Annotated in this window: 15 protein-coding genes; 7 read left to right on the plus strand and 8 right to left on the minus strand. The window is 50.0% G+C overall.

Annotated elements, in window-relative coordinates; genetic code table 11:
- The first annotated feature begins 132 nt into the window (after nucleotides 1-132).
- The 3 genes from FAY32_RS04565 to FAY32_RS04575 all read left to right on the plus strand — a co-directional run bounded on the left by FAY32_RS04565 (nucleotide 133) and on the right by FAY32_RS04575 (nucleotide 3,030).
- Nucleotides 133-1,788, plus strand: coding sequence for a malolactic enzyme (locus FAY32_RS04565; RefSeq protein WP_143462281.1), 1,656 nt, complete (start codon nucleotides 133-135; stop codon nucleotides 1,786-1,788).
- 595 nt (nucleotides 1,789-2,383) lie between these two features.
- Nucleotides 2,384-2,635, plus strand: coding sequence for an AbrB/MazE/SpoVT family DNA-binding domain-containing protein (locus FAY32_RS04570; protein WP_143462282.1), 252 nt, complete (start codon nucleotides 2,384-2,386; stop codon nucleotides 2,633-2,635).
- Entirely contained in the window at nucleotides 2,635-3,030 is a 396-nt protein-coding gene (locus FAY32_RS04575) for a type II toxin-antitoxin system death-on-curing family toxin (protein WP_143462283.1), read from the plus strand. The genes FAY32_RS04570 and FAY32_RS04575 overlap by 1 nt, the downstream gene beginning before the upstream one ends.
- A 356-nt stretch (nucleotides 3,031-3,386) precedes the next feature.
- Here the strand turns inward: FAY32_RS04575 and FAY32_RS04580 are convergent, their stop codons facing one another.
- On the minus strand, nucleotides 3,387-6,041 hold the full coding sequence (locus tag FAY32_RS04580; RefSeq protein WP_143462284.1) for a valine--tRNA ligase: 2,655 nt from the start codon (nucleotides 6,039-6,041) through the stop codon (nucleotides 3,387-3,389).
- Nucleotides 6,042-6,259: 218 nt separating this feature from the next.
- On the opposite strand from FAY32_RS04580, the gene FAY32_RS14585 reads away from it, so the two are divergent.
- Nucleotides 6,260-6,433 (plus strand): hypothetical protein, encoded by a 174-nt coding sequence (locus FAY32_RS14585; RefSeq protein WP_158727536.1) that lies wholly within the window; start codon nucleotides 6,260-6,262, stop codon nucleotides 6,431-6,433.
- Nucleotides 6,434-6,622: 189 nt separating this feature from the next.
- Nucleotides 6,623-7,768 (plus strand): MFS transporter, encoded by a 1,146-nt coding sequence (locus FAY32_RS04585; protein ID WP_143462285.1) that lies wholly within the window; start codon nucleotides 6,623-6,625, stop codon nucleotides 7,766-7,768.
- A gap of 402 nt (nucleotides 7,769-8,170) precedes the next feature.
- Here FAY32_RS04585 and FAY32_RS04590 read toward each other — a convergent pair whose 3' ends face one another.
- Nucleotides 8,171-8,560, minus strand: coding sequence for a nuclear transport factor 2 family protein (locus tag FAY32_RS04590; protein WP_158727537.1), 390 nt, complete (start codon nucleotides 8,558-8,560; stop codon nucleotides 8,171-8,173).
- Nucleotides 8,561-8,662: 102 nt separating this feature from the next.
- Nucleotides 8,663-9,232, minus strand: coding sequence for a Crp/Fnr family transcriptional regulator (locus FAY32_RS04595; RefSeq protein ID WP_158727538.1), 570 nt, complete (start codon nucleotides 9,230-9,232; stop codon nucleotides 8,663-8,665).
- 101 nt (nucleotides 9,233-9,333) lie between these two features.
- Here FAY32_RS04595 and FAY32_RS04600 point away from each other — a divergent pair, with 101 nt between their 5' ends.
- On the plus strand, nucleotides 9,334-9,924 hold the full coding sequence (locus FAY32_RS04600; protein WP_143462288.1) for an NAD(P)H-dependent oxidoreductase: 591 nt from the start codon (nucleotides 9,334-9,336) through the stop codon (nucleotides 9,922-9,924).
- A gap of 219 nt (nucleotides 9,925-10,143) precedes the next feature.
- The gene (locus FAY32_RS04605) at nucleotides 10,144-11,952 is read left to right on the plus strand and encodes a UvrD-helicase domain-containing protein (RefSeq protein ID WP_143462289.1); all 1,809 of its coding nucleotides are present in this window, start codon (nucleotides 10,144-10,146) and stop codon (nucleotides 11,950-11,952) included.
- Nucleotides 11,953-12,023: 71 nt separating this feature from the next.
- Here the strand turns inward: FAY32_RS04605 and FAY32_RS04610 are convergent, their stop codons facing one another.
- From FAY32_RS04610 to FAY32_RS04630, 5 genes are all read right to left on the minus strand, one after another.
- Complete coding sequence (locus tag FAY32_RS04610; RefSeq protein WP_143462290.1) at nucleotides 12,024-12,290, minus strand: helix-turn-helix domain-containing protein; 267 nt, start codon at nucleotides 12,288-12,290, stop codon at nucleotides 12,024-12,026.
- Nucleotides 12,280-12,639, minus strand: coding sequence for a type II toxin-antitoxin system RelE/ParE family toxin (locus FAY32_RS04615; protein WP_143462291.1), 360 nt, complete (start codon nucleotides 12,637-12,639; stop codon nucleotides 12,280-12,282). Before FAY32_RS04615 ends, FAY32_RS04610 begins: the two co-directional genes overlap by 11 nt.
- 100 nt (nucleotides 12,640-12,739) lie before the next feature.
- On the minus strand, nucleotides 12,740-13,384 hold the full coding sequence (locus tag FAY32_RS04620) for a TetR/AcrR family transcriptional regulator (protein ID WP_143462292.1): 645 nt from the start codon (nucleotides 13,382-13,384) through the stop codon (nucleotides 12,740-12,742).
- Between the two features lie 153 nt (nucleotides 13,385-13,537).
- Entirely contained in the window at nucleotides 13,538-14,500 is a 963-nt protein-coding gene (locus FAY32_RS04625; protein ID WP_143462293.1) for a beta-galactosidase small subunit, read from the minus strand.
- Entirely contained in the window at nucleotides 14,484-16,370 is a 1,887-nt protein-coding gene (locus FAY32_RS04630) for a glycoside hydrolase family 2 TIM barrel-domain containing protein (RefSeq protein ID WP_143462294.1), read from the minus strand. Before FAY32_RS04630 ends, FAY32_RS04625 begins: the two co-directional genes overlap by 17 nt.
- Nucleotides 16,371-16,522 lie beyond the last annotated feature (152 nt).

A 16,522-nucleotide genomic window follows, 5' to 3' on the forward strand; every position in this document is an offset into this window, starting at 1 on the left:
AATCCCCCTTCAATTCAACGATCCTTGCTGGGATATAAATTATTTTTATAGTCACCGTTACATTTGACTATAACATATTTCACCCACTATAGTATTCCCTGTAAAGTAAATAAATGAACGGAGGAATTCACATTGACAACAGCTAATTCCATTTTAAATAACCCCTTTTTGAACAAAGGAACGGCCTTCACCACAGCCGAACGCTCAGCCTTAGGTCTGGTGGGGACACTCCCCAGCCACGTGCAAACGTTAGCCGAACAGGCCACGCAAGCCTACGCGCAATTTCAAAGCAAGTCCACGCACTTGGAAAAACGGCTCTTCCTGATGACCCTCTTCAACGAAAACCGCACCCTCTTCTTCCGGTTGATGGCCGATCACGTGGTCGAATTCATGCCGATCGTTTACGACCCGACGGTGGCCGATTCCATTGAACAGTACAGCCACCTCTTCACCGACCCGCAAAATGCCGCCTTCCTGTCCGTCGATGATCCCGACAATATCGAAGCGTCCTTGAAAAACGCCGCGGCCGGCCGGGACATTCGCCTGGTCGTCGTCACCGACGCTGAAGGAATCTTAGGAATCGGTGACTGGGGCGTCAACGGTGTCGATATTGCCGTTGGTAAGCTGATGGTCTACACCGCCGCAACTGGCATCGACCCCGCCCAAGTGCTGCCCGTCAGCATTGACGCCGGCACCAACAACCAAGCGCTTCTAGATGACCCACTCTACTTGGGCAATCACCACAAGCGCATCACCGGTGACCGCTACTATGATGTCATCGACCAATTCGTAACCGCAGAACAGAAGCTATTTCCAGAATCACTCCTACACTGGGAGGACTTCGGACGCGCCAACGCTCAGGTCATTCTCGACAAGTACAAGGCTAACATCGCCACGTTTAACGATGATATTCAAGGGACTGGGATGGTCGTCTTGGCCGGTATCCTGGGCGCCCTCAACATTTCCAAGGAAAGCATTAAGGACCAAAAGTTTGTCACGTTCGGTGCCGGGACCGCTGGCATGGGTATCGCCAACCAAATCCTAGATGAACTCAAGCGTGCTGGGCTCTCCGAGGACGAAGCCCGCAAGCACTTCTACGCCGTCGACAAACAGGGGTTGCTCTTCAACGACACTCCTGACTTAACTGCCGCTCAGCAGGAATTCACCCGCGACCGCAGTGAATTCGCCAACGCCGATGACCTGACCACGCTAGCCGCCGTGGTCAAGACTGTGCACCCGACCGTCTTGATTGGGACCTCCACCCAACCCGGAACCTTTACTGAAGACATCGTCAAGGACATGGCGGCGCACACGGAACGACCGATCATCTTCCCCCTGTCTAATCCAACGAAACTGGCCGAAGCTTCGGCGGAAGACCTCATCAAATGGACCGATGGCCGGGCTTTGGTTGCTACGGGGATTCCTGCCGAAGATGTCACTTACAAGGGCACGACCTACCACATTGGCCAAGGCAACAACGCGCTCATGTATCCCGGCCTAGGCTTCGGCTTGATTGCTGCCAAGGCCAAGGTCTTAAATGGTGAGACGTTATCGGCTGCTTGCCACGCTCTCGGCGGTATCGTCGACACGGCCCAACCGGGCGCCGCCGTGTTGCCACCCGTATCACAGATTACCGAATTCTCTCAGAAATTGGCTGAAGTTGTCGCCCAAAGTGTGGTCGATCAACAATTAAACAAGGAACCGATTGCTGATGCCAAGCAAGCCGTTGCGGACATGAAATGGACGCCGGCTTACCGGGACCTGCCGGCTAGCTTGGTCTTAGATTAAAGGTTGAAAGATAAAATTCAGGTCTCATCTCAGTATGGGTCAGCAGTCGCACCGCTAAATTAGCCTAAATTGGGCGCACTACGGCTGCCAGGGATTCCGCCGGCGCTGACGGTGTTTTATCACGACAGTGGCGGTAAACCACAGCTACCTGGCATTTTTTGAATTCGACTGATAACAACCGTTACGGTTATTATAAAAGTCGTCCAAAAGCACAATGTAAGCCGAGAGGTCGGCAGATATGAGCTCAGGCGCGTCGTTCTACTTAGTCAGTAAGTGCACTTCTTACTGGCTTAGTAGAAAACCAACCTTGTAGACTCGTGATTTACGAGGCTTCAAGTTGTGTTCGCACCGATCCAGCTCATATCTGCCGGCCGGTAAGGTGACGTAACCACCAAGTTGCCTAGATTTAGTCCCACTATTGTTGGTAGAACCAGCATGAGCCGTACTTTGGAACTTTCAAGCTTTGGTCTTGAACTAAATTTAATTCAATTTAAGCGTTGCTGCTGAGGCGGTGACGCTTTTTTGAGCGAAAGATTAGCTAATCAAGCATTCTAATATTATAATATTAGAAACATCTATCTATGAGGTGAGTGAAATGCAAGAAAAAAAACAACCTATTTTACGAAAGGTCATTAATGTGGGCAGTTCCATCGGTGTCACAATCCCGGCTGAAGTCGCTAAACAATTAGAGCTCACTAGTGGCGTCGAAGTTGAAATTCAGCCGACTGCCAATGGCTTTTCTGTTTCTAAAAAACCAAGTCTTGATCCCGCATTCATGGCTAGCATGGAAAAGGGACTTAAAGAATATCGTGGCGCCTTAGAAATTTTGCGAAAGAGTGACGAATAATGCGCTATTTGTCTGCTGAAGAACTGATTGCTTTGAACGCTAATGTCCTATTGTCTGCTCATCAAGCAACGACGATTCGGAACGCAGCTGGTCTATCATCCATCGAGCAGCTTCCTAAACAGGCTTTCTTTCAAACTGAAGCCTACCCTAACCTGGAGAGTAAACTGGGAATCGTTTTCATCAAAATCATCAATTTGCATCCCTTTGCTGATGGTAATAAGCGGACCGCTATTGCCGCCCTTTGGACGATGGCTGATTTAAATGGCTATTGGATTACCTTTACTGACACTGAATTAGCAACCTTCGCTCTGGATGTCGCCCAACTTGAAGACCGCAAGTTGGATTACGACAGCATTTACCGAACCATCAAAAATCACTTAACTTTGGAACACTAAACTTTAATTTCAAATATTGTCGCTGCGACGGTGATGCTTTTCAATCTTGTTTCACATTGAAGCAACAACTATCTATATCTACTCCACTAGGTCCCATTATTAAAAAACGTCCTATTTCCCGAGCACTCACTGTCAGGGGAATAAGACGTTTTTGTAATTATCAGCGACCTAACTATCAGGGTTGACAGCTTAAACCGACTCCAAAATCAATAGACTGACTGAACGACTCAGCAGCTGTAGACCAGCACACTCGTTCCAATTGAGGAGCTAACCTTTCCACTATGATTTTCCTGGAATTGCTGGTTTAAAGAAGCCTGCTTCAGTAAAAGTTCTTCGAAGTTAACACTAGCTCACTCCTATTTTGCTGCGGATATTTGCACAAGACGCTGCTTTAACTTGGCTACTTGAGCGCTATAATTTTTCAACTTCGTATACGCTTCCTGCACAACGCTTTCTGGCGCATTATCCAAGAATTTCTTATTACCTATCTTTTTCTTCACCCGATTGACTTCAGCCGTGTACTTGTCAATTCCCTTGTTCAAGCGCTTAGCTTCATCATGTAAGTCAACCAGTTCAGCCAACGGCACAGAGACTTCAGCACCGGTAATGACGCCCGTCATGGCTAACTTAGGCGCAATCAAGTCAGCACCAATTTCCAAGCTCTTGGGGTGAACGAACCGCTCAATATAGTCACGATTATTTTCAAAGACGCTGCGCAGTTGTGTGTCACTCGTCTTAATCTGCAGGTCGATTGGCGTAGACATTGGTGCATTCGCCGTGGCTCGAATATTTCGAACTGCCTTGATCAAGCCAATCAGACTCGTCATCTCATCCTCGGCAGTGGGGTTATCAAATTCTGGATGATCGACTGGGTAAGCCGCTGTGACCAAAGATTGCCCGTCATGTGGCATCGCTTGCCAGATAGCTTCCGTCACAAATGGGATCGTCGGTTGCAACAACCGTAGGGTTTGGTCCAAGACATAAGCCAACACATCCTGCTTGTTGGCTTTAGCAGCTACATCGTCACCCGTCAAGACTTCCTTACTCATTTCGATGTACCAATCACAGAAGTCGTTCCAGATAAAGTTATAAAGTGCCCGTCCGGCTTCACCGAAGTCGAACTTGTCAAACATTTCTGTTACGTGCTTAACGGTATCGTTCAAGCGGCTTAAAATCCACTTGTCGGTCAGGTCCCACTGATTCGCTACTGGCACTACGGGCTTCGTGTTTTCATCCAGATTCATAATGACAAAGCGACTAGCGTTCCAGATTTTATTGATAAAGTTCCAAGCGGCATCCATTTTGTCATAGTTGAACCGGACGTCTTGGCCCGCCGTTGAACCAGTAGACAGGAACCAACGTAAGGCATCGGCCCCGTACTTGTCGATAACATCCATTGGATCGATCCCGTTGCCAAGTGATTTGCTCATCTTGCGACCTTCTTCGTCCCGCATCAATCCATGAATAAATGCATGTTTAAAGGGCCGCTTCCCAGTAAATTCAAGGCTTTGGAAAATCATCCGGGAAACCCAGAATGGAATAATATCATAACCGGTAACCAACGTACTTATTGGGAAATAACGCTTATAGTCCAGGGCATCAATATCTGGCCACCCCATCGTTGAAAATGGCCACAAGGCACTAGAGAACCAAGTATCCAAAACATCCGGATCTTGTTCCCAATTTTCAATATCCTTAGGCGCTTCCTCATTGACGTAGACTTCGCCAGTCTGTTCGTTGTACCAGGCTGGAATCTGGTGCCCCCACCAGAGTTGACGAGAAATAACCCAGTCATGGACATTCTCCATCCATTGTATAAAGGTGTGTTCAAACCGTTCCGGCACGAAATTGACTGCATCATCACCCGCTTGGTTCTTGATAGCGGCTTCGGCAAGCGGCTTCATCTTCACAAACCATTGGGTTGATAGGCGGGCTTCGACTTGAACTCCAGTCCGTTCAGAATGACCAACTGAATGGACAATTGGCACAACTTTAAGCAATAGGCCCTGTTCATCCAAATCGGCAACCATAGCCTTCCGGGCGTCAAACCGATCCATACCAGCATACTTACCGGCCTTTTCGTTCATCGATGCATCCTCGTTCATCGTATTGATCCGTTCGAGGTGGTGTCGGTTACCCACTAAGAAGTCGTTCGGGTCATGAGCCGGCGTTATCTTAACCATTCCGGTCCCAAAGTTGATGTCAACGTATTGGTCGGCGATGATGGGAATCTCACGATTGGCTAAGGGCAGAATAACCTTCTTGCCGACTAAGTTCTTGTACCGATCATCATCCGGATTAACGGCAACGGCGGTATCCCCCATCATGGTTTCAGGACGCGTCGTGGCGATTTCAATATAGTGCTTGCCGTTAAACGTATCCTCTGAATCAGCAAACGGGTATTTCACGTGGTAAAACGCCCCTTTGTCGTCCTGGTGAATAACTTCGATGTCAGAAAGCGCCGTTCGTGCTTGGGGATCCCAGTTGATAATATACTCGCCACGATAAATCAAGCCTCTCTTGTACAGTGCGACGAAGACCTTTTTCACTGCATCAGATAAGCCTTGATCCAAGGTAAACCGTTCACGGGAGTAGTCCATAGACAACCCCAGCTTGGCCCATTGCTGGTGGATAGTGGCGGCGTAGTCGTCTTTCCATGCCCAAACCTTATCAACGAATTTTTCCCGCCCCAAGTCGTAACGGGTAATGCCCTGTTCGCGTAGTCGTGCTTCGACCTTCGCTTGTGTGGCGATCCCGGCGTGGTCCATTCCCGGAATCCAGAGCGTATCAAAGCCCTGCATCCGTTTTTGCCGAATAAGCATGTCCTGTAAAGTTGTGTCCCAGGCATGACCTAGATGTAGCTTCCCGGTAACATTTGGTGGTGGTAAAACGATGGCATAAGGGGCAGCCTGCTTATCACCACTGGGCATGAAGACACCTTGAGCAAGCCATTTATCATATCGATCTTTCTCAACCTCAGCAGCATTATATTTTGGAGATAAGCTCTTCATTTATAAAGCCCCTTTCCGCTCGTTGTGCCTTGAATTTTTTCAATGTACCTACTGAGCGGAACCCTTATAATCAGAGCAACGCTCTCCAGTACCTAAAAAGCTCATCAAGCATCATCTCGGCGAGGTTCCCAGCTACAATTCGCTGGTCTCCGATTTCGTCACAAACGCCATCCACGAGTACATGTACTGTAGGCGTAATTACAAGGGGGTTCAAGTCTGTGCCTTTCGTGATGACTGGTTCTTTAAGTGATTTTATGAAGTATTTAAAAAATGGTTTTAGGTGGGATAGCTTCCAAGCCTTATTAAAGTCATCAACGCGTTTTAGTTGGATTGCTGTAAGTATGCCATACGGACATGAAATGGACGCCGGCTTACCGGGACTTGCCGGCTAGCTTGGTCTTGGATTAAATTTTCGTTTAATGAGCAAACATCTCGTCACTATTTAAAAATGCGGCTTCCAATTTTCTATTTTTTCCGGTATACTAACCACAACAAAACTTCCGAAAGCGGGTCTCCACCCGTCATGTTACTAGTTAGAACACTTCTACTAGGCTGGAATAGCCTAAGGAGTGTTCTTTTTTATGTTCAAAAACATCAAAATTCTGATTATCCTCGTCACTGCCATGAATCTGCGGCTAGCCGTCACCGCTGTCACCCCGCTATTTTCAGCCATCCAACGGTCGCTACGCGTGGACAGCGCGCTGACGGCATTACTGGTCACCTTGCCCCTGCTCTGCTTTGCAATCGGGGCCATTCTCACGCCACGATTGATTCGAACGTTAGGCATCGTCCCCTTGCTCTGGAGCGCCAACGGCCTCTTACTGGTCGCTAACCTCCTACGTCCGGCCACAACGGCGACTCTCCTGGCTGGCACAGTTCTCATTGGCCTCGCCATTGCCGTGCTAAATGTCCTCATCCCCACCATGATCGCCCAAACGACCACGGCCGGTGTGACCCGGCTGACTAGCGCCTACGCTGTTACGATGAACGTTGTCGCCGCGTTGGGAACTGCTGTCGCTATTCCGTTGGCTGCACACTGGGGGTGGCAATTGGTTCTTCGCGGCTTTGCCCTGCCAGCTGGTTTAGCACTCCTCGTTTTACTCCGGCTGCCCCGGCACAGTTTTTCCCGGTCCGTTACGGCAAATACAACGCAGCAAACGGGACTTTGGAAAACACTGCGCTATGATGCTGATGCCCGGCGGCTCACACTATTTATGGGCCTACAATCCCTGACATTTTACAGTCTGACTGCCTGGCTTCCCACAATTTTTCGGACTTTGGGCGCCACACCCGTATTAGCTGGTAACTTACTGGCCGTCTTTCAACTGGTCGGCATTCCCGCTGCATTGGTCTTGAACCTAATGACCAACCGACGCCGGCTGCTTTGGGGAGTGCTCGGCGGTTACGTATTGGGCGGTCTCAGTCTTCTCTGGTCCGGTATGGGTTGGTGGCTGTCCGCCAGCCTATTGGGCTTCACATCGTCTCTAATTTTCACTCTGGCCCTCAACCTAATTGCAACCAGTAGCCCACACGTTACTGTTATCGCCAACCGTTCCGCCGTTGCCCAATCATTAGGCTATTTACTGGCGGCAGTGGGGCCAGTCATGTTGGGGCGACTACACGATGGTTGGGGGAGCTGGCTCCCGGTTGGGTTGGTTTTAGCCGGACTAGTCCTGCTCACCTTTGTAACGGGGCTACAGTTGACCCATCGTCAATTAAACGATTGAAAGACGGCCGTTTTACGGCTTGGTTGCTAGCGATTTCGATACGTATCTTCCTAAATTAATTCAACTTAAGCATGGCTGTTCACGTAGTAACACTTTTTGTGAGTGTAAAATTGGCTAATTCGGAATTATAATATTTAAGCAAAAATATCACACAAGAATCCGTCTATTCACTTGATAAATATTAAACGAAAACTTCTATTTGGTATTTCTGTTGCTATTTTTTTCTACATCGCTCTCAAATTTCCAAATAGCTCCAAAATTTGGATTAACCTCCGTGACGAATCTCTGGAATATAACTGGACTTATCCAAACGAGGTTTTTATAAATAACTAAGTCTTAACTTCCAATTTACACAAAAACAGGTGACCCCTTCTCATAACAAGAGAAAGGAACACCTGCTTTTTAGTACATTGTGGCCACCACACTCATAATCTGCCAGCGACCATCGAGTCGTTCAACAACTAGGACCGTATTCAGTGGCCAAACATGCTTACCACCACCGTGAATACTGGCGGTCACCCGATTCTGCCCCACTATGTGCCAACCAGTAGCAGTGGCTACCATTTCAACGTGATCCTCAACTGCGGAAAAGTAGTGCATCGTGCCTAACCGCAACTCTCGCAACCACTCCGCTCGTGGCTGAACGTATCCCGTCATGTGAGTCAGCGTAAATTCGGGCGCCAGCAAGTGGTCCAGGGCCACCGCATCATCAGCCGCCATTGCTTCATTTTCTTTAGGCGTAATGATTTCAAACGGAAGTCGGTTCTGAATGATAAACTGCTTTACAGCCATTGTCATACACGTGTTTAAACTAATCCCAACATCTGCCAATCGCTTGTTCAACTCTTTACGAAGATCATCATCGAATCGTTGTTGGTGTCACGCTCACAAAAACTACTGTTCCTTCAACCGCGTCCGAATCCGGCTCAACGACACCGGCGTCATCCCCAAGTAAGATGCCACCAGATGTAGCGGCACTCGTGCCAAAATTTCCGGATCATCAGCCGCCAACTGCTGGTAGCGCTCAACCGGCGAATACTGGAGCTGGTCAAAGAAAATGTTGCGGTAGGCGATGAACCGTTCGCAAACAAACCGGGTGATTGCCGGCTGAATCGTGGGATATTTCCGCTGAATCTGGTCAAAGGCGGCCTTACTCAAAGCCAACACCTGGGTGTCTTCAAAGCTCTCAATCGAGAAGCCACTGGGCTGGCCCAAATAAAAGCTTTCAAAGGAAGAAACCAGTTGATTTTCAAAGAAAAATTGTAGGGTGATATCTTTGCCATCACTGTTGTGCCAGAGTCGCAGGCCCCCTTGTGTGACGATGAAAATTTCAGTTGCCACATCGCCTTCCGCTAGTAGCGTCGTGCCGGTGAGGACTTTTTTGGCAACGAACAAGGCCTGTAGTTCTGGCCAATGGGCACCGATTGTTGGGAACTTTTGTGCTAAGTATGCGGGTATTTCCATGTGCTTGCTCCCCCTTTCACTGACCGCGTTAACATATGTTAATGCCGTATATTTACGCCTCATTTATACTCTCATTATCAACTAAAAACGAGGTCTTAACCATGAAAACAGTCATTATTTTTGATCACCCCTATACCGCAACCGCCGGCAACAACGTTCCCCACCACCGTTCTTTTCTAGCCGCCTTACTCCAACGCGTCATGACCCAACTACGTCACGAAAATAACGCTATCGACCTGATCGACCTACACGCGGATGGTTTCAATCCGGTCATGTCCGCGGCCGACCTGAGCAATTGGCGCCGCGGCCAAGCCACCGATCCGCAAGTCGCCGACTATCAGCAACGCCTGCTCGCGGCCGACCGCATCATCTTCATGTTCCCCGTCTGGTGGGAAGTCATGCCAGCCATGACCAAGGGGTTTCTCGACAAAGTCTACGCCAAGGGCCAACTGTACCAGGCTGACACCATGCAAACTAAACTGACCAAGCAGCCAAAGGTCGACATCATCACAACCATGAGCACGCCCAACCTGGCCTACCGCCTGTTGTTCGGCGCCCCACTCGCCAAGCTGTTGTTTCGCGGAACGTTTCTAAAAACGCGACTGTGGCATTTTAAATGGCACAACGTTGCGCAGGTTGAGAAGAAATCGTTGGCGAAACGACAACAGCTTTTGCGAGACTTCAAGATTTAGGAATTAAAAAACACGTGTTAACTAATTAAAGTTAAGACGTGTTTTTGTTATTAATAGTTGTTTTATAGTGTTACGCCTACTAGGTTAAAACGCGGACTAAGGGACAACCGATTCTGATGACGCCCCTTTCCTCATATTTGTTATACCATGCCGCTACCAGCAAAAACAGACTAGTCATTCCCACTGAAGCGCGTAAACTAGGTGCTCGGAGGTGATTGGATGTCAGAATCAGAGGCACACCATTTGCAGGTGATCTATCAGCGCCTAACCGGCGATATTGACCGGCTCACGGCGCAATTAGCTGCACTCAGTCAGACAGCGCGGGCCATGAAACAACAGTTGAATAGCGAAGGTCACCTCGACCTGGGAACCTTTAGCGATCAGTTAGAGACTTATGCCAGTATCGAGGCTAACAACCGCCAGATTGACACGTTAAATGCCCGTCACGATACCGCCGTGACCCGGCTAGCACACGCCCAATTGCTGTTACCCCAAGCTTACTTTGCCAAACTCCAACTTGATTTTGGTGATGGCGACGCCGAGGCCCTCTATCTCGGCAAAGTTGGCTATACCGATGAAGCGGCCAACGATTTAATTTATGATTGGCGGGCCCCCGTCGCCGATGCCTACTATGCCAACCGGACAGGGGCCACCACTTACCAAGCCAACGGTCGCACCATCCCCATCACCGTCGTCGCGCGGCAACAATTTATCATTGACCACGCTGACCTGCAACAAGTCATCGACACCGATGCGGCCATCGGCGACCCCCTCCTCCTCGACGTGCTCGCTAGCAATCGCAGCGGTGGCCTCCAGGAAATCACGGCCACCATTCAGCAGGAACAAAACGCGATTATCCGCGAAAATAGTCAACCGACCGTAATCGTTGACGGGGTGGCGGGCAGTGGCAAGACATCCGTGCTGCTTCAGCGCGTCGCCTACCAATTGTACCGGCACCGTGACAGTTGGACGCCCGCCGATATCTTGATTCTCACGCCCAACGTCGCTTTTAGCCGCTACATTCGCGGTGTATTACCGGCGCTGGGTGAGGCCGAGCCCCTCAGTACGACCTACGGCAATTTAGTTCAGGCTTGGGGCCGCCAATTTGGCCTAGCCATCTCAACTACCAACGGCAATCATCTCACCGAATTAGCTAAAATCATGCAAGCGCCATTCACCGAAACACCAGCCGGACTCACTGCGGCGGCCTACGCCCAGTCCAATGCACACGATTCCCTACTAACCCGCATGCAACGCGCCTGGCGCTGGCTTCAAGCCGTCGACCGCCTGCCGGACGATGTCAGTCAGTGGCTCGATTGGCCAACACTGGCGCAACAACTGGGACTGGCGACACTGACGACCTACGATCAACTGTACCTGCTGCTTCGGTTCACCGCCTACCAGCAAACGGCGACCGCCGCGCTCTTCGTCGACGAGGCCCAGGACTATGCCGCGGATACTTGGCTATTTCTGACTGCCCTCTATCACAACGCCGCGCTCACTATTGTTGGTGACCATCGCCAACGATTAACCGGCCAGGCCGTCACTATCCCTGACTACTTTGAATCGGCCAAAACGACCGTCCTCCACCTCACCACCAGCTACCGGGCGACCGGTGAGATCACGCGCTTCTTTGCCCAGTTCGCCGGTGATTGGCAAACAACTATCCAAGCCGTGCAAGCCGCGGGAACGACACCCCAGGTCTTGAAACAGGCTGACTTGAACCGCGTACTCGCGGCCCTCCCAGCTACGGTCGGTCAGAGTATTGGCATCCTCACGCCTTCTCAAGCGGCTGCGGCGGAACTCGCGAAACAGTTGCCGGACGCCCAGGTGATTACTAGTGATAGCACCCAAACTGTCCGCCCCGGACTTAACGTGCTGCCCCTGACTGTAGCGAAGGGCTTGGAATTCGACTTTGCCGTGGTTACCGACTGGCAGGCTGACTTTTATCAGGACGCGCAGTTCGGTAATAATCGCCGTTACGTGGCGGCTTCACGGGGAACTAAGGGGTTAATACTGCTGACTTAAATTTTAAAAAAACAAATCCCCCACGTTGCCGAAAACGTGGGGGATTATTATGATAAAAAATTCGACTATTCCTATTCGAAAGTAACTCTCAACCGTTTGCCTAAAGCATGAGCAATTTGCGCATATTTAGCAAAGGAAACATTGTCACCGCGCTCAATTCGTGCAATGGTTGCCTGCGTTGTTGCCGCACGCTCTGCTAGCTCAGCCTGTGTTAACCCGGCCGATTCTCTAGCATGGTAGAGCGTCATTGCTGTATCTAAAAGCTCTCCTTCATCACGATAAGCTGCCGCAAATTCAGGATCTTTTAATTCCTCTTGAATTAAATCATCAATTTTCATGATTTTCAAGCCACTCCTTTCTTAACTTCTTAGCATGTTGTAACTCATGTTCTGGTGTCTTCTGTGTCTTCTTAGTAAATCCATGGGTAATCACATATTGGCCACGTACAACATGGAAATATAGCGCACGCTGAATATTTGACCCAACTTTACTCCTTAGTTCATACAAATTAAAATCCACTTTTTTAACCCATTGTAATCTCTGTGCTGGGAGTAAACCATTGCTTTCAATCTCAGCAATCGTTTGTAATAGCTTTGCCCTGTCCTTCTTTGGTAATCCTTTAATCCACTCTACAAATTCATCATGTCCATTTGGACGCTTATAAGACTGAAATACTATCTTTTCCATACAAGTATTATATCATATATTTCTTAAAATTAGTTTTTCAAGAATTTTATTCTCAAAAAAAGCCCTCGTTAATTACATATATATTTGGTTCAAGCTCCCTCTAAGCAATCAACGCATACGTCGCCCGAAACTCCCGGAGAATCGTGGCTTTGAAGCTTTCAAGATGCGTCGTGTCAATCTGCTCCCAGCCAGCTGGCGTTAACAATCCCCACAGTTGTAAATGCAAGGTCGCCACCAAATACGTTTCCGCGCGATCTAACGTTAACTGGTGGGCCTGCACCCGCTGAAGTACTGTTTGCACCAGCGCCTCTGCTTGGAACAACACGTAATCGGCGGGCAACGCTGGGTCAATAAATTCCACCTGTTGGGCCTGGTCAATGTAGACCTCCAGCTGTGCGAAATAGACCCGGTGGGCACCGGTCAACTGCTGATACAACGCCGGATAAGCTCTTTTCAATTCCGTGGTAAACGTCTCTGTCGTCGACCCCATTAACAACAAGGAATCCAACCAAATTGGTAGAAACGTTGCCGGTGCAAATGGCCGCGGCACAGGGTGTTCAGCTATGAACTGGAGGTGACGTGCCACTACCGCTTGGACGATTTCGTCCTTACTTTTAAAATATAAGTAGAGACTGGCCCGGCTGACGTTAACGGCCGCCGCCAACTTGCTCATCGAAACGGTTTGAAACCCCTTAATTAAAATTACATGGTGTAGCTTTGCGGTTAGTTCTTTTTGGTCAATCATCCTGTTCAACTCCTATAGAAATAGGATAGCATCGATTGACCACTTAGACAATATAGGATGTTATTTGTCCAAATCTATTTTCACTAATAGCAAAACAAAAAGGACCTGATCAGACGACAAACGCGCCTGTCAGGCCCCTCTCACGAACTTGTTTTATGATTGAATTCCCGCAATTTCAAAGCTAAAGTCGTGGTCGATGTCGCCCGCGATATGGTATTGTGGTTCAACGTCGGCACCCCAACTGTCGATGCCACCGACACCACGAACGGCACCAAAGATGGTCAGTACCGTCCGCCGAACTGGTGGCAATTCCTCAATATGCGTGGCACTTTCCAACTCTTCTGGCGTGTAGGGCAAGCAACTGAAGGCAAATGGATGTCCCGTCTGGCGAATCGTCAGGCTGAATGGCTGGTGGTCGGGATCGGCGTTATTGAGCGTCGTGGCCCGCGTCACTTTGACCCAGTCATTCTTCATGTGCATCCCACATTCCTGCGGGACCATGTACGGCGTTACAGGTAACCCGTCAACGTGGTAGGTTCCAGGACGACCACCAGCTTGCCGGTCGGGATACGTTTCACCCGAGAGGCCCTGGTAGTCAAACCCCGTGGCCGCCGTTGGCATGACCAAACGCAAGCCAAACGCAGGGAGTTCCGGCAAGGCAGTCGCTCCCTTATAGTGGACGTTAACCACGATCTTACCGGTACCATCGACGACGTATTCAACCGTTGCCGTGGTCGCTGGCGTCGTAGTGGTCGTATAGGTGAATTTCACCGCGACCGTATCTGCCGTTTCGTGATCAGAATACTGGTTGTTGACTGGCGCAATCGGCAGCTGAATCGGTTGGCCGTCAACCGCCACGTCGATTTGCGTGCAGGCACTGAATAGGTCGGCGCCCAACCACTGTGCGGAGGTCGTAGAAAAGCCGTTGCCGCGGTCATTGTCGGTCGTTGCCCGCCAAAATGCCGGGTTCGGTGTCCGGTACAGCCACTCCTTACCGTATTGGACCAGTGATTCCAAACCGCGCCGGTCGTAAGCAAAGATGTAATGGAAACCGGGACCGCTCAGTCCCAAGGTCTCATCGCCATAAATTACGTTTAATTTAGTCGTGTTGGCCATAGTAGTAGTCCACCTCCTGTAGTGCTGGCTTCGGTGTCCGGTCGGCAAAGAGCAGACCGTCGCCGGAGAATTCGTAGTTGGCGTGCCGGTCATCGAAGTCCCCACCATAGCGGAGAACGGGTTGACCAGTGACCTCATCCTTGACCCAGAGCGCTTGGTCAATGTAGTCCCAGATAAAGCCACCCTGGTACATCGGATACTTATCGATTAAGTCGGTATAACTGTTCATGCCACCCAGGGAATTGCCCATGTCGTGCATGTACTCACAGTTCACAAATGGCTTGGCCGGATCATGCGTCAAGTAGTCCTCGATGGCGTCTGGATGATCGTACATCATGCTTTCCATGTCGGAGATGCGATCCGCATAGTCCCGGTTACGGCAAACACCCTCGTAGTGGGTCAGCCGCGTAGGATCGACGTTGTGGTAGTACTTGTCCATGGCCGCAATGTCATCGCCAGCATAGGATTCGTTGCCCAGCGACCAAATCAAAACGGCCGGATGGTTCTTAAACATTTCGTAGTTGCTCTTGGCCCGATCAAGTACGGCCAATTGCCATTGTGGCAGGCTTCCTGGCACATTGTAGGAGGGCTCAACGGCACCCATCTTCTGCCAAGTGCCGTGGGTTTCCAGGTTATTCTCCGCCATCATGTAGATCCCGTTGCGGTCACACAGGTGGTACCATTCATCCTGGTCCGGATAGTGGCAAGTCCTCACCGCATTGATGTGATTTTCCTTGAAAATCTGTTGGTCGTAATCCATGTCGGCTTGCGTTACGGCACGGCCGCGGTGGGCGTCCCATTCGTGCCGGTTGACCCCGTTTAGAATCAGCCGTTGACCATTGAGTTCCATGACCTTATTCTTCATTTCAAAGCGACGGAACCCAACCTGGTAAGGCACCACTTCAACCAGGTTACCCGTGGCGTCGCGCAACTCGACTTGGAGTTGGTAGAGGTAAGGATCGTGATGATTCCAGAGGTGAACGTGGTTGATGGTCGCAGTCAGATCTAGCGTGTCAGCGACTTCACTTTCGGTCGTCCAGATGGCCTCGCCAGTATCGTTCAAGAGGCTCACGTTGACGGCTCCTGCCAGATTATCAGCAGCGGATAATTTTAAATTGACCCGCAAGTCGCCGGTCACAAACTGGTCGTCGACGCCGGCACGAATCGTCATGTCCTCCACGTGGAGTGCGGGCTTGGCCACTAAACGGACGCTGCGGAAGATGCCGGAGAAGCGGAACATGTCCTGATCTTCGAGGTAGGCGGCCGTGCTGTGCTTGAAGACCTCAACGGCCAGAACGTTGTCGCCGGTTTGTAAGTATGGTGTCAGGTCAAATTCGGAGCGACTGAAACTATCCTCAGCGTACCCCACAAACTGCCCGTTCAGCCAAAGATACATCGCCTGTTCGACCCCGTCAAACTCGACGCTGACCCGTTTATTTTGTAGTGCGGGCGCTAGTGTGAAGTGTTTGACGTAGGCCCCAACGGTGTTCTCGGGATCCGTGCTGAACATGCCCTTTTCGGGACGGTCGGCCCCCATGCTGTAGGCCGGACGGCGGTAGTGCTTGCCTTCCCACGGATAAGTCGTGTTAATGTATTGAATCTGGCCATAACCGGCGAGTTCAATGTGACCCGGAACGGTCAATCGATCAAAGCCAGAACGGTCATAATCGGGCTGGTAAAATCCGATTGGTCGGTGTTGGGGATCCTTCGCAAAAGAAAATTCCCAGGAACCATCGAGACTTTGGACCAAACTACTTTGCTTGGCCACCGCCTCGTCAATCGTCGCGTAACCGCGGTGATCGCTATGCGCTGGTAACTGGTTGACCCGAAAAGTCTGCGGATCATCCAGCCATGAAATTTCTGCTTTCAAAAGTTTTCCTCCTTTTTAAAACGCTTACACTGGTAATTATACAACAGAACGGTGGTGATGCCAGCGAAGTCGGATTAAATTGTAATATGAAAAGTGACTAAACCAGTTCAGCCTAAATTCATCATTAAGACGACCGGTTTAGTCACTTATAC

The organism is Levilactobacillus enshiensis (assembly GCF_007115095.1).
Lineage (GTDB): Bacteria > Bacillota > Bacilli > Lactobacillales > Lactobacillaceae > Levilactobacillus > Levilactobacillus enshiensis.

Excerpts from the sequence above, each read along its gene's own strand:
- FAY32_RS04570 (WP_143462282.1), top strand. The coding sequence starts at position 2,384 with ATGCAAGAAAAAAAACAACCTATTTTACGAAAGGTCATTAATGTGGGC.
- FAY32_RS04575 (WP_143462283.1), top strand. The coding sequence starts at position 2,635 with ATGCGCTATTTGTCTGCTGAAGAACTGATTGCTTTGAACGCTAATGTC.
- FAY32_RS04580 (WP_143462284.1), bottom strand. The coding sequence starts at position 6,041 with ATGAAGAGCTTATCTCCAAAATATAATGCTGCTGAGGTTGAGAAAGAT.
- FAY32_RS04585 (WP_143462285.1), top strand. The coding sequence starts at position 6,623 with ATGTTCAAAAACATCAAAATTCTGATTATCCTCGTCACTGCCATGAAT.
- FAY32_RS04590 (WP_158727537.1), bottom strand. The coding sequence starts at position 8,560 with ATGGCTGTAAAGCAGTTTATCATTCAGAACCGACTTCCGTTTGAAATC.
- FAY32_RS04595 (WP_158727538.1), bottom strand. The coding sequence starts at position 9,232 with ATGGAAATACCCGCATACTTAGCACAAAAGTTCCCAACAATCGGTGCC.
- FAY32_RS04600 (WP_143462288.1), top strand. The coding sequence starts at position 9,334 with ATGAAAACAGTCATTATTTTTGATCACCCCTATACCGCAACCGCCGGC.
- FAY32_RS04605 (WP_143462289.1), top strand. The coding sequence starts at position 10,144 with ATGTCAGAATCAGAGGCACACCATTTGCAGGTGATCTATCAGCGCCTA.
- FAY32_RS04610 (WP_143462290.1), bottom strand. The coding sequence starts at position 12,290 with ATGAAAATTGATGATTTAATTCAAGAGGAATTAAAAGATCCTGAATTT.
- FAY32_RS04615 (WP_143462291.1), bottom strand. The coding sequence starts at position 12,639 with ATGGAAAAGATAGTATTTCAGTCTTATAAGCGTCCAAATGGACATGAT.
- FAY32_RS04620 (WP_143462292.1), bottom strand. The coding sequence starts at position 13,384 with ATGATTGACCAAAAAGAACTAACCGCAAAGCTACACCATGTAATTTTA.
- FAY32_RS04625 (WP_143462293.1), bottom strand. The coding sequence starts at position 14,500 with ATGGCCAACACGACTAAATTAAACGTAATTTATGGCGATGAGACCTTG.